The sequence below is a fragment of the Streptomyces sp. NBC_01476 genome, assembly GCF_036227265.1.
Taxonomy (GTDB): Bacteria; Actinomycetota; Actinomycetes; order Streptomycetales; family Streptomycetaceae; genus Actinacidiphila.
Genome location: NZ_CP109446.1, coordinates 3,896,858 through 3,909,915, shown reverse-complemented (window position 1 = coordinate 3,909,915; position 13,058 = coordinate 3,896,858). Strand labels below are relative to the sequence as shown.

Genomic DNA, 13,058 nt, shown 5'->3' with positions numbered 1-13,058 from the left:
TTGCCCAGGGCAAGCAAAGATCCGGGAGGACGACCCGACAATGAGCGCCGAAGCAGATGCCTCGTCGACCGGCACCGCAGCACCTCCGTCGGCGTATTCGCACCGTCAGATCATGATCATCCTGTCCGGGCTGCTGCTGGGCATGTTCCTGGCCGCCCTGGACCAGACCGTCGTCTCGACGGCCATCTACAAGATCGGCGAGAGCCTCAACGGGCTGACCGCGCAGGCGTGGGTGACCACCGCCTTCCTGATCACCTCGACCATCGCCACCCCGCTGTACGGGAAGCTCTCCGACCAGTACGGCCGCAAGCCGTTCTTCCTCTTCGCGATCGCGGTCTTCATCGTCGGCTCGGCGCTGTGCATGCTGTCGACGTCGATGTACATGCTGGCCGCGTTCCGCGCGTTCCAGGGCATCGGCGCCGGCGGTCTGTTCTCGCTCGCCTTCGCGATCGTCGGCGACATCATCCCGCCGCGTGAACGGGCGAAGTACCAGGGCTACTTCATGGCCGTCTTCGGCACCTCCAGCGTGCTCGGACCGGTCGTCGGCGGCGCGCTCGCCGGGCAGGACCAGCTGCTGGGCATCGACGGCTGGCGCTGGATCTTCCTGCTCAACGTGCCGATCGGCGTCCTGGCCCTGGTCGTGGTCGGCAGGGTGCTGCACGTCAAGCACGACCCGCGCCGGCACAAGGTCGACTACCCGGGTGCCGTCGCGCTGATCGTCGCGCTGGTGCCGTTGCTGATCATCGCCGAGCAGGGCCGGGAGTGGGGCTGGGGCAGCGCGACCGCCTTCGCCTGCTACATCGTCGGCGCGATAGGCATCGTGGCCTTCCTCTTCGCCGAACGCCGGGCCGGTGACGAGGCGTTGCTCCCGATGCGGCTCTTCCGCAACGGTGTCTTCGCGCTCGGCTCCGCCCAGTCCGCGATCATCGGTATCGGCATGTTCGGCGGCATCACGCTGCTGCCGCTCTATCTGCAGCTGGTGAAGGGCAACTCCCCGACGAAGGCGGGTCTGCTGACCCTGCCGCTGGTGCTCGGCATCATGCTGCTCTCGATGGTGTCCGGCCAGATCACCTCCAGGACCGGCCGCTACAAGATCTTCCCGATCATCGGCAGCGCGCTGCTGGTGGTGGGCATGCTGATGCTCTGGCGGCTGAGCGCGGACAGCGGCCTGGTCTACGTCGACCTCGCGATGTTCGTGGTCGGCGCCGGGCTCGGCCTCAACATGCAGACCATCGTGCTGGCGATGCAGAACGCGGTCCCGCCGCAGGACATCGGCGTCGCCACCTCGTCGACCACCTTCTTCCGGCAGATGGGCGGCACGCTGGGCGTGGCCGTCTTCCTCTCCATCGTCTACTCGGTGGTCGGCGACCGGATCGGCTCGGCCTTCGCCGACGCGCGCGGCCAGGCGGCCTTTGACGCGGCGGCCAAGGCCCATCCGGACCAGCTGAAGATCCTCACCTCGGCGTCGTCCGGCGGCACCGGCACCCTCAACGACACGTCGTTCCTCAAGCACATCGAACCTGTGCTCGGTCACCCCTTCAAGGTGGGCTTCACTGATGCGATCGATGTGGCCTTCCTGGTCGGCGCGGGTGTTCTGGTGGTCGCCTTCGTGCTGTCCTGCCTGATCAAGGAGGTGCCGCTGCGGACCATGGCGGCGGCCTTCGCGGAGAAGCCGGCCACGGTGGCCGACGAACCGGCCTCCTAGGCCGGCCGTCGTACGACCGTGGGTTCCGACCGGAAAGCCGCCGACGGCGGTCGCGTCATCGTGGCCGGCGTCGACGGCTCCGACTCCTCCTGGCGGGCCACCGCCTTCGCCGTCGGCCTGGCCCGCCGCCAGGACGCCCTCCTCGTCCTCGTCTACGTCCTCCCGCTCCACTCCGCGGCGATCATGGCGGGCGTGGCCTGGATGCTCGCCGAGAGCGACCTGCTGATCGCCGAGCAGCTCCGCCGCCGTGTCGCCGACGGCCTCGCCTGCACCGGGGAAGCGGATTCGCTCCGCTGGGAGTTCCATGTCCTGCGGGCGCCTGACGTGGTGGCCGGCCTCACGCAGACCGCGGACGAACTCCGCGCGGACTCCGTCGTCATCGGCACGTCCCGCACGCTGCGCCACCGCCTCTTCGGCTCCGCCGGCGTCCGCCTGGTCAAATCCGGCAAGTGGCCAGTGATCGTGGTGCCGTAAGGGCGCCGCGAGGGCGCCCGCGGGCCAGGCCCGCCGACACCCGGGCCGCCGGGGCCGCTGGGGCTTCCGGGCGGCCGGTCCCGGGGGGCCGTCGGGGTCACGGTCCCCGGTGCCGGGGCGGGGCGTCGACCATTCGGACGGTTTTCTGGCCGCCCACGTCCATAGGATCGTCTTATTTCCGACATCAAGGACATCGCCCCGTAGGGTTTCGCTCCCGGATCAGCTGCGGCGAATCGCGCCGCAACGGCCGAACAGGGAGTCGAATCCGTGAAACCTCGGCAGAAGCAGCAGTCCTGGAAGATCGTCGTCATCGCGGCACTGGCCTCGGTGGTGGCCTTCGCCTCGCCCGCGGCGGCGGCGGTCCCGTCGACCACGACCGTGCAGGCGGTCCCCGCGGCGGCCACCGTCGGCGAGCAGGTGACCCTCAATGCGACGGTGACCTGCTCGGCCGACCCCAGCGGCGGGCTCGGCGTGACCTTCTTCGACGGTCCGGACCTCCTGACCACGGTGCCCGTCACCGCCGGCGGGTCCGCCACATACGCGACGACGTTCACCACTGCCGGCTCTCACCTCATCACTGCCGCGTACAACGGCAACGACAACTGCAGCGCGTCCAACAGCGAGACGACGGTCACGGTGTCGTCGGCGCCGACGCCGCCCACTCCGCCCACCAGCTTCTGCCTGCTCGTATGCGGCAGCCTGATCGGCTTCACCGTCGGTGACATCAACAACGTGACCGTGATCCGCTGACACGTGCGCTGACGCATCCGCTGACACGTGCACCCGCCCGGCCGCCCGCGTCCCCGCGCGTCCGCGACGGCCGGTCGGGCAGCCGCCCCGGGGTCAGGCCGGGGCGGGGGCCGGGGCATCGGTGAGGAACTTCGCGGCGACCGCCCGGTTGTACTTGGTGAACATCGTCGCCAGCGTCCGGAGGTCCTCCTCGGACCAGCCCTCCAGGAGGTCGGCGTGGTTGCGGGCGCGGCGGGTGCGGACCTCTTCCATCAGGTGGAGGCCCTCCTCGGTGGGGGTGATGATGCTGCGCCTGCGGTCCTCCTCGGCGGGGGACTTGGCGACGAGGCCCAGCTTGCGCAGCGAGGTGACCTGGCGGCCGGCCGTGGAGGGGTCGAGCCCGAGGAGGGCGGCCAGTGAGTTGATGTCCTGCGGGCCGCACGCGGCGAGGATGCGCAGCAGCAGATACTCCGCCCGGTCCAGCTCGTCGTGGACATCGGTGCGCCGGTGGAGCAGCTCGAAGTTCCGTACCAGGACCGCCGACTGGTACTCGATCACGTCAAGCGCCCGGTGTTCGCCGTTCACGCCCGCTCCCATGCCTGCCTGCCCGCCCTGCCGTTGTGCCGACGCCCGCCGCGCGGACGTCCCGAACGTATGTGCCCCGCGCCGCCGGGGCGCCCCCGCATTCTAATGATGCAGGTGCATGTTAATATCGGCATCATACCGGCGATTATCCCGTGGGGCGCCGGCCGGTGCCCCGGGACGACCGAGGAAAGGCATTGGGTGGCCATGGCGGCAACCGGCTGGATATCCGAGACCTGGGACCGGGTCGTAGGTTCCGACCCGGGACTGCAGCGGCTGCGCAGTGCGCTGTCCGCCGGACTGGCGATGGCCAGCGCCCTGGGTCTGGAGTACGGCTACGGGAAGCTCACCCACGGCGGCGCCCAGGGCACCATGATCGCGATGATGCTCGGCACGGTCATGGCCATGATGGGATCGATGGCGCTGGGCGGCGCCGAGAAGGCGTGGGCCAAGGCCAAGCTGGCCGTCTGCTTCCCGGTGGCCATCGGCTCCGGGATGCTGGTCGGCGTCGCGGTGGCAGGACACACCGACACGATGCTCGCGATGTTCGTCGTGGTGATGTTCGTGGCGGTCTTCATCCGCCGGTTCGGGATGCCGTTCTTCTTCTACGGCTTCATGATCTGGATGGGGTACTTCTTCGCCGCGTTCCTCAACGCGAAGATCGGCCAGGTCCCCACGCTGATGGGCGCGGTCTGCCTGGCCGTGGTGTGGGTGCTGCTGCTCTCCACGACGGTGCTGCGCACCAACCCGCAGCGCACCCTGGCCCGGGTACGGCGGGCCTTCGACGCCCGCGCTCGCTCGGTGGCCCGGGTCTGCGCCGACCTGCTGGCAGCCGACGCGCACGACGTACGGCGTCAGGTCCGGCTGCGGCGCCGGCTGCACTCGCGGCAACTGCGGCTCGCCGAGGCCGCGTTGGTGATAGAGGGCTGGTCCGCGGACCCGGGCGCGCTGCCGGCCGGGCTCTCCGCGGCGACGGTACGGCGGCGGGCGCTCGACGCGCATCTGGCCATCGACGCGATGGCCATCGCGGTGGAGGGCATGGCGGGCACGGACGCGCGGTACCAGCAGGAAGCGGCCCGCATCGCCGGACACCTGGCGGGCAGTGACTACGCAGCCGCCGAGCGGGAGGCGCGGGCGCTGCTGGCGGGGGAGGGCGACCGGTCCGATCTCGACGCGGAGTGGGCGTCGCTTGCGAAGGACGGCACCGCGGATGTCACCTCGCTCACCAAGGCCGCCACCGAGCGCACCGCGCGGGCCGGCGCCGGGGTGCGGGACATCGACTGCCTGGCGCACCATCTGGCCACCGCCGTATGGGAGTTCACCGTGCTGGCGCGGCAGGCCGGCACTCCGGACAACAGCCAGGACGGCGAGGAGGCGTTCGCGCCTGCCGTGATGCTGATGATGGGCGCGCTGCCCGGGTCGGCGGCCGTGGTCGCGGGTGGCTCGGTCGCCGCCCGCAGCCGCTGGAATCCGGTCGGCAGACTGATGCTGCCGACCCGCCAGGCGATCCAGGTGGCGGTGGCCGGCACGCTGGCGATCCTGGCCGGCCGGGAACTGTCCGAGGCGCGCTACTACTGGGCGGTGCTGGCCACGTTCATCGCGTTCAGCGGTACGGCGACGCGCTCCGAGACGTTCATCAAGGCGACCAACCGGGTGGTCGGCACGCTGGTCGGACTCGGCGCAGGGATCGGTCTGGCGCACGTGACCGCCGGGCACACGTACTGGATCCTCGCGGTCATCGTGGTCAGTATGACCTGCGGGTTCTACCTGGTGAGCGTCTCCTACGCGGCGATGATCTTCTTCATCACGATCATGGTGTCGCAGCTGTACAGCGAACTGCACGAGTTCTCCGCGTCGTTGCTGATGCTGCGGCTCGAAGAGACCGCGATCGGGGCGGCGATCGGCATCGGGGTGGCGCTGCTGGTGCTGCCGACGAGCACCCGGGACACCGTCAACAGCGCACGGAGCGGCTACTACACGGCGCTCGGTGAACTGCTGCGGTCCAGCGCGGTGTGGCTGGACGGGGCGAAGGACGCGCCCGATCTGGACGCCCAGATCCGGGTGGTGGACCACCGGCTGCAGCAACTCGCCCTGGTCGCCCGGCCGTTGACCCGGCCGCTGGTCTGGGGCAACGACCCGCGGACGGTCCGCCACCGCCTCACCCTCTACGCGGCGGTCACCCGGCAGATCCGCGCCCTCGCGCTCGGCCCGCACCGGGCCCCCGGCCTGGATCCGGTGCCCCACTTGGCGGCGGCCGGCCGCGCGCTCGCCGACGCGGCCACCGCGCTCGCGCTGGCCCCGGCCCCGAAGAGCCGGCCGGCGCCCGAGGTGGACCGGGCGCTGCGCGCCGCCGACGCGGCGCTGCTCGGCCACCTCCCGGAGCCCGGCACGGTCCTCCCCCCGGTCACCCGCCCCCTGCTGCGGCTGCGCCAGCTCCTCCACGAACTGGCGGTGGAGACCCCGGTCGTCGACCGCCCCGCCCGCGGGACCGCCACCGGCTCGCGCGTCGTCACCGGCAGCGGCGCCTCGCTGCGGGGGGCGGGCCCGGTACCCGAAGGCACCGGCGGCGCACCGGCCGGCCACCCGGCCGACCGGGCCGACCACCCGTCCGGCCGGGCCCGGCAGCGCCCTTGAGGCCCCCGCGACCGGCGGGGCCGCCACCGCACGGTGGCGGCCCCGCCGGTCGCGGCGCGGGTCACTTCTTGAACGCGTAGTCCATCAGTTTCTTCGCGTCGCTCACCCGGACGGTGACCGACGAGGAGGCGAGGACGGTGCCGATGACGGTCTTCTTGCCGCGGGTGGCGGCGAAGACCAGGCAGTAGCCGGCCGAGGGGCCGGAGCCGGTCTTGACGCCGATGGTGCCGGAGTAAGTGCCCAGCAGCGTATTGGTGTTGGTCCAGGACATGTAGCGGTAGCCGCCGGACTTGGTGGTGACCTTCTGCTTGGTGGACTTGGTGCCGACCAGGGCGCGGAAGGTGGAGAACTTCATGGCGCTGGAGGCGAGCTTCGTCAGGTCGCGGGGAGTGGAGTAGTTCGACCCGTTCCCTATTCCGTCGAAGGAGTCGAAGTGGGTGTTCTTCAGGCCCATCGCGGCGGCGCTGCGGTTCATCGAGCCGATGAAGGACTTCACCCGGGCGGCGCGGGTGGAGCCGGAGCCGAACTTGTCGGCCAGCGCGTAGGCCGCGTCGCAGCCCGAGGGCAGCATCAGGGCGTAGAGCAACTGCCGCACGGTGGGCTTGTCGCCGACGATCAGGTGCGCCGAGGAGGCGCCCTTGGCGACGATGTAGTCGCTGTACGCCTTCTGGACGGTGACTTTCGCGTTCAGGTTCAGGTGCTTGTTCGCCAGCACCACCCGGGCCGTCATGATCTTGGTGGTCGAGCCGGTCGACCGCCGGGTGTCCGCGGCCTTCGTGTACAGGCTCGTCCCGGTGGCGTTGTTCATCACGTATCCGCCCTTGGCCACGATCGTGGGCGTGGCGAGCGTGGCGGCCTGCGCGGGGAGGGCGAACCCCCCGACCGCCAGGAGCGCTCCGGCGGTCACCGTCACCGCGGCGGTCCGGCGCACTCTGGTCACATCGATTCTCAAAGGATCTCCCCCTGCTTGTCTGCGGCGGGTCCGGCGTAGGGACCGTCTGATGATGAGACACCCCGGACGCCGATGGGATGTACCGAAACCTGAAAATTTCCGCGCGTCGTCGGCGGCGACCCGTGCCCGCCGTGCCGGAGCGCGCCGGGCCGCGCCCGCCGGGCGGGTCACCGCAGGCGGCGAAGTGCCGGTGACAGGCCGCGTTGCCACGGCCCGTCCGCCCGGCCGCGCTTAGGCTGCCGGAGATGTGACGGGGCCGGCGCTCCCCATCCCCGGCCCCGTCAACCCGGCGGGTCCGGGTTCGTCCTGCCGGACCGGGTGCCGGTTGGTCCGGCAGGTGCCGGCGGGTGCTGGCGGGTGCTGGCGGGTGTGTCGCGGACCCGGCGGGCGGTCAGCCGCCCTTCTTCGTACATGAGATATGGTGTCTGCTGTATTGCGTGACGTTGCTCGGCGGCAGAACCGGAGGGTGTCCGTGGCGGCTGGCAGGGTGGAAGAGGCGCTGGTCGGGGGGCTGCGGCGAGCAGGGGTCCGGGAGGTGGAGGCCGGGGTCCGGCGGCGGGCCGAGTACGGGTCCGACGCGTCGAACTACCGGGTGGTGCCCCGGGCCGTGGTCTTCCCCCGGGACGCCGACGAGGTGCTGGCCACCCTGGAGGTGTGCCGGCGCGAGGGCGTACCGCTGACCGCCCGGGGCGCCGGGACCTCCATCGCCGGGAACGCCGTCGGTCCTGGCGTGGTCCTGGACTTCTCCCGGCACATGAACAAGGTGCTGGAGATCGACCCCGGCGCACGTACCGCCGTCGTCCAGCCGGGCGCCGTCCTGGACGAGATCACCGCGGCGGCGGCTCCCTACGGGCTGCGCTTCGGGCCCGACCCGTCCACGCACGCGCGGGCCACCATCGGCGGTTCGCTGGGCAACAACGCGTGCGGGGCACGGGCGTTGGCCTACGGGCGCAGCGCCGACAACACCGTCGCGCTGGACGTGGTCACCGGCGGCGGAGTGCGCTTCACCGCGGGCCGGCTGAGCACGGACGCAGCTGGACCTGAACGCGAACTGCTCGCCGGGCTGGACGCGTTGGTACGCGGCCGGCTCGCCCTGATCCGCACCGAGTTCGGCCGCTTCACCCGCCAGGTGTCCGGCTACTCCCTGGAACACCTGCTGCCGGAGAACGGCGCCGACCTGGCGAAGTTCCTGGTCGGCACCGAAGGCACCCTCGCCCTGCTGCTCCAGGCGACGGTACGGCTGGTGGAGGCGCCCCGGTACACCGCGATGGCGGTGCTCGGCTACCCGGACATGTCCGCCGCGGCGGACGCCGTACCCGCGCTGCTGCCGCACCGGCCGGTCGCGCTGGAGGGCATGAGCGCCCGGCTGGTGGACGTGGTGCGCGAGCGGCGCGGCCAGGCCGCGGTGCCCGCCGTGCTGCCGCGCGGTGACGGCTGGGTGTTCGCCGAGACCACCGGGCAGAGCCAGGCCGAGGCCGTCGCCGCGGCGCACGCGCTGGCCGCCGACGGCGGCTGCCTGGACTCCGCCGTGGTCACCGGCGCCGCGGCCGGGGCACTGTGGCGGATCCGGGAGGACGGCGCCGGCCTCGGCGGCCGCACCCCGGCCGGGGAGCCGGCCTGGCCCGGCTGGGAGGACTCCGCGGTGCCGCCGGAGCGGCTGGGGGACTACATGCGCGAACTCACCGCGCTCATGCGTGAGTTCCACCTCGACGGGCTGATGTACGGGCACTTCGGGGACGGTTGTCTGCATGTGCGGATCGACTTCCCGCTGGCCGGCGAACCGGCCCGCTTCCGGGACTTCCTGGAGGCGGCCGCCGCGCTCGCCGGGCGGCACGGCGGTTCGATGTCCGGCGAGCACGGCGACGGGCGGGCCCGCGGCGGGCTGCTCCACCACATGTACTCCGCGCAGGCGCTGGAGACGCTGGCCGCGGTCAAGCACGCCTTCGACCCCGGCGACGTACTCAACCCGGGTGTGATCGTCCGGCCCCGGCCGGTGGACGCCGACCTCCGGCTGCCCGCCGCCAAGGCCACGCTGGGACCGCTCGCCTTCGCCTACCCGCACGACCGGGGGGACTTCGGCACGGCCGTCCACCGCTGTGTGGGCGTCGGCAAGTGCCGCGCCGACGGCACGGGCACCGACGCGGTGATGTGCCCGTCGTTCCTTGCCACCCGGGACGAGAAGGACTCCACCCGCGGCCGGGCCCGGGTGCTCCAGGAGCTGGCCAACGGCACGCTGGTCAGCGGCGGTTGGGGCTCGCCGGAGATCGCCGAGTCACTGGATCTGTGCCTGTCCTGCAAGGGCTGCGCCGCCGACTGCCCGGCCGGGGTGGACATGGCCACCTACAAGGCCGAGGCGCTGCACCAGCGGTACCGCGGGCGGCTGCGGCCGCCGTCGCACTACGCGCTGGGCCTGCTGCCGCGCTGGGCCCGGCTCGCCGCACGGGCGCCCCGGCTGGTCAACGCGGTGCTGGGGATCGGACCGCTGGCCGCGCTGGCCAAGCGCGGCGGCGGGATCGACGCGCGCCGGCCGCTGCCGAGGTTCGCCACCAGGACCTTCCGGCAGTGGTTCGCGGGGCACCGCGCCGCCGGCGGCACGGACCGGCCGCCGGTGCTGCTGTGGGTGGACACCTTCACCGACCACTTCTCGCCCGAGGTCGGACAGGCCGCGGTACGGGTCCTGGAGCACGCCGGCTACGACGTGCGGGTCACCGGGCGCGAGGTGTGCTGCGGGCTGACCTGGATCTCCACCGGCCAACTCGACGGCGCCAAGGCCAGGTTGCGGCAGACCCTCGACGCCCTGGCGCCCGCACTTCAGGCGGGCTGGCCGGTCGTCGGCCTGGAGCCCTCCTGCACCGCGGTGCTCCGCGATGAGCTCACCGCACTCCTGCCGGACGATCCCCGCGCGGTTCTGGCGGCCACCTCGACCCGTACCCTCGCCGAACTCCTCACCGCCACCCCCGGCTGGACCCCGCCCGACCTCACCGGCGTGCACGGTGTCGCCCAGCCGCACTGCCACCAGCACGCGGTGCTCGGCTGGGACGCGGACGCGGCGCTGCTGCGGGACGGCGGGGCCGAGGTCGCGGCGGTCGGCGGCTGCTGCGGGCTGGCCGGCAACTTCGGTGTGGAGAAGGGACATTACGAGGTCTCGGTGGCCGTCGCGGAGAACGCGCTGCTGCCCGCGGTGCGCGGCGCCGCCCCGGGCGCGGTGGTGCTGGCTGACGGCTTCTCCTGCCGCACCCAGCTCGACCAGCTCGCCGACATCCCGGGCACCCACCTCGCCCAGCTCCTCGCGGCCCGCCTGCCGGACGCCGGCGCGGAGGCGTGACGCGAGGTCGTAAAGCGGGGGCGTAACGCCACGTCGTAATAATCTGCGCCCCGTTCGGCCGGACCGCTGAGGTCTTCCGGCCGGACGGGGCGGAACCGCCGGGGGCGGCCGGTCAGGAGTGGTCGAAGCCCAGGTACACCGACTTCGTCCAGGTGTAGAAGTCGGTGGCCGCCGCGCCCTGTTCGCGGTAGGTGTTGGTGGAGGACTCCTTGACCCCGCCGAAGGGCACATTCGGGTCGACGCCGCTGGTGGGGCGGTTGACCTTGACGATGCCTGCCTGGACGCGGTCGATGAAGCGGTGGGCCTCGCGCATGTCGTTGGTGACGATGCCCGCCGAGAGGCCGAACGGGATGTCGTTGGCGATGTCCACCGCGTGGTCCGGGTTGTCGGCCGCGAGCACGCCGACGACCGGGCCGAAGACCTCCTCCTGGGCGATCCGGTGCGACGGCTTCACGCCGATGAGCACGGTGGGGTCGAGGAACTGGCCCGCGTCGCCCGACTGTTCGCCCGCCACCACCGCCTGCGCCCCCTCCTCGGTTGCGGTCTCGATCCACCGCAGGTCGGAGCGCATCTGGGAGCCGCTGACCACCGGGCCCATCAGGGTGCCGCGGTCCAGGCCGTCGCCGGGGCGGTAACGGGCGGCCTGCGCGGCGAGTTCGGCCACGAAGCGGTCGTGGACCCCCGGGGTGCAGATCACCCGGCTGGTGGCGGTGCACGCCTGTCCGGTGACGCCGAAGCCGCTGTCGGCGGCGATCCTGGCGGCGAGCACCGGGTCGGCGTCGTCCAGCACCACCAGCGGGTTCTTGCCGCCCATCTCCAGCAGGACGCGGGCGCCGCGCTCCTGGACCTGGCGCTCTATCCGGCGGCCCACCTCGTTGGAGCCGGTGAAGGAGACCGCGGCCAGGCCCGGGTGGCCGGCGATGGTCTCGCCGACCGTACCGCCGGGCCCGTAGACGAGGTTGAGCACGCCGGGCGGCAGCCCCGCGTCGGCCAGCGCGGCGGCGAGGTGCCAGGCGCACAGCGGGGTGAGGCCGGCCGGTTTGAGCACCACCGTGTTGCCGGAGATCAGTGCCGGGGAGGTCTTCCAGGCCGGGATGGCGATCGGGAAGTTCCACGGGGTGATGATGCCGACCGCGCCCAGTGGTTCGCGGCGGGTGTAGGCCATGGTGTGCGGGGTGCCCGAGGGGATCAACTCGCCCCGGCCGCGGCGCCCTTCGCCGCCGTAGAACTGCAGGATCTCGATCGCGCGGCCGACTTCGCCGTACGCCTCCGCCCAGGTCTTGCCCTCCTCGCGGACCAGGTCGGTGGTGACCTGGTCGCGGCGGGCGGACAGGATGCCGCCGGCCCGCAGCAGGATCGCGCCCCGGGCCGGTGCGGGCAGGGCGGCCCAGCCGGGCTGGGCGGCCAGCGCCGCCTCCACCGCCTGGTCGACCGTCGTGGCGTCGCCGCGGGGGGTCGCGGCCACCACCTCGTCCGGGTGGGCGGGATTGCGACGTTCCTCCTCCGGTTCTCCCAGGAGGCGGTCACCGATGCGGTGATGGAGCAGCGCGGTGCTGCCGGGGATCGAGGTCGGAACGTCTGCGGTCATCGGCGGTCTCTCTCTCAACGAGGACGTTGCTCTCGCGCGGGCGGGTGCTGCCTCCGGCGGTCTGACGCCGGGATGGGCAGGCGGGAGAGGCAGTGGCTCACGCAGTATCGTATCTCGTATAGTTGATATCTGGTATGGCGTATAGTGATCGTCGCGAGGCTGTCGGACGGACCGCCCGCGCCCGGCAACAGGGGGTTCCACCGATGCAGTTGGCCACCATCCGGGAGGACGGCCAGGAGATCGCGGTCGCCGTCGATCCGCCGCGGGGACTGGTACGGCTCCGCGATCTCGCCGAGCCGGTCGCGGGCGGGGCGCTGGACGTCATCGCCTCGGTGCCGCCGCGGCAATTCACCGAGCGGGTCGCCGCGACTCCCGCCGGACGCTTCGAACCGGTCGAGGGGCACACCTTCACCGCGCCCTACCGCACCCCGCACAAGATCTGGGGGATCGGGCTCAACTACCGTGACCACGCCGACGATCTGACCGCCGGCTACCCGGACGAACCGGCGTCCTTCATCAAGGCGGACCACACGGTGATCGGCCCCGGTGACCCGATTCCGCTGCCCGCGCAGAGCGAGCGGGTCACCGCGGAGGCCGAACTCGGCCTGGTGATGGGGCCGTACACCCGCGATGTGAGCCAGGCGGAGGCGCTCTCCCGGCTCTGGGGCGTCTGCCCGGTGCTCGACCAGACGGCCGAGGACATCCTGCAGCGCAACCCGCGGTTCCTCACCCGGGCCAAGAACTTCCCGGGCTTCTTCTCCTTCGGCCCCGGCATCACCCCGATCGGAGAGGTACTGGCGCGCTTCGGTTCGCTCGACGCGGTCGAGGTCGCCACGGTCCGCAACGGTGAGGTGGTGCGGAGCAACTCCGTGGCCGGCATGATCTTCAGCCCGGAGTTCCTGATCAGCTTCCACAGCAAGGTGATGCCGCTGTACCCCGGCGACATCATCTCCTCGGGCACCCCGGGCGCCGCGGTGATCAGGGACGGCGACACCGCGGAGTGCCGGATCGCCGGCATCGGGGTGCTCGGCAATCCGGTGTCGGCCTGACCGGGCTGCGTCCTGGGCGG

9 protein-coding genes are annotated in these 13,058 nt (G+C 72.2%); 6 read left to right on the top strand and 3 right to left on the bottom strand.

The features are described 5' to 3' along the window. The first annotated feature begins 40 nt into the window (after positions 1-40). The 3 genes from OG552_RS16995 (at position 41) to OG552_RS16985 (ending at position 2,929) form a co-directional block, all read left to right on the top strand. On the top strand, positions 41-1,705 hold the full coding sequence (locus OG552_RS16995) for an MDR family MFS transporter (RefSeq protein WP_329133801.1): 1,665 nt from the start codon (positions 41-43) through the stop codon (positions 1,703-1,705). 18 nt (positions 1,706-1,723) lie between these two features. After that, complete coding sequence (locus OG552_RS16990) at positions 1,724-2,179, top strand: universal stress protein (RefSeq protein ID WP_329133800.1); 456 nt, start codon at positions 1,724-1,726, stop codon at positions 2,177-2,179. Between the two features lie 267 nt (positions 2,180-2,446). Then, on the top strand, positions 2,447-2,929 hold the full coding sequence (locus tag OG552_RS16985) for an Ig-like domain-containing protein (protein ID WP_329133798.1): 483 nt from the start codon (positions 2,447-2,449) through the stop codon (positions 2,927-2,929). Between the two features lie 93 nt (positions 2,930-3,022). Here OG552_RS16985 and OG552_RS16980 read toward each other — a convergent pair whose 3' ends face one another. After that, positions 3,023-3,493, bottom strand: a complete 471-nt coding sequence (locus tag OG552_RS16980) for a MarR family winged helix-turn-helix transcriptional regulator (protein ID WP_329133796.1) — start codon at positions 3,491-3,493, stop codon at positions 3,023-3,025. A gap of 204 nt (positions 3,494-3,697) precedes the next feature. Between OG552_RS16980 and OG552_RS16975 the strand changes: the two genes are divergently transcribed. After that, the gene (locus OG552_RS16975; RefSeq protein ID WP_329140879.1) at positions 3,698-6,124 is read left to right on the top strand and encodes an FUSC family protein; all 2,427 of its coding nucleotides are present in this window, start codon (positions 3,698-3,700) and stop codon (positions 6,122-6,124) included. Between the two features lie 61 nt (positions 6,125-6,185). Here the strand turns inward: OG552_RS16975 and OG552_RS16970 are convergent, their stop codons facing one another. After that, positions 6,186-7,037: a D-alanyl-D-alanine carboxypeptidase family protein gene (locus OG552_RS16970; RefSeq protein ID WP_329140878.1), complete on the bottom strand. Its 852-nt coding sequence runs from the start codon at positions 7,035-7,037 to the stop codon at positions 6,186-6,188. Positions 7,038-7,494: 457 nt separating this feature from the next. Between OG552_RS16970 and OG552_RS16965 the strand changes: the two genes are divergently transcribed. Continuing rightward, the gene (locus OG552_RS16965) at positions 7,495-10,401 is read left to right on the top strand and encodes an FAD-binding and (Fe-S)-binding domain-containing protein (RefSeq protein WP_443070949.1); all 2,907 of its coding nucleotides are present in this window, start codon (positions 7,495-7,497) and stop codon (positions 10,399-10,401) included. A 112-nt stretch (positions 10,402-10,513) separates the two neighbouring features. Here OG552_RS16965 and OG552_RS16960 read toward each other — a convergent pair whose 3' ends face one another. Continuing rightward, entirely contained in the window at positions 10,514-11,989 is a 1,476-nt protein-coding gene (locus OG552_RS16960; RefSeq protein WP_329133792.1) for an aldehyde dehydrogenase family protein, read from the bottom strand. Positions 11,990-12,192: 203 nt separating this feature from the next. Here OG552_RS16960 and OG552_RS16955 point away from each other — a divergent pair, with 203 nt between their 5' ends. Then, positions 12,193-13,038: a fumarylacetoacetate hydrolase family protein gene (locus OG552_RS16955; protein WP_329133790.1), complete on the top strand. Its 846-nt coding sequence runs from the start codon at positions 12,193-12,195 to the stop codon at positions 13,036-13,038. Positions 13,039-13,058: the final 20 nt, after the last annotated feature.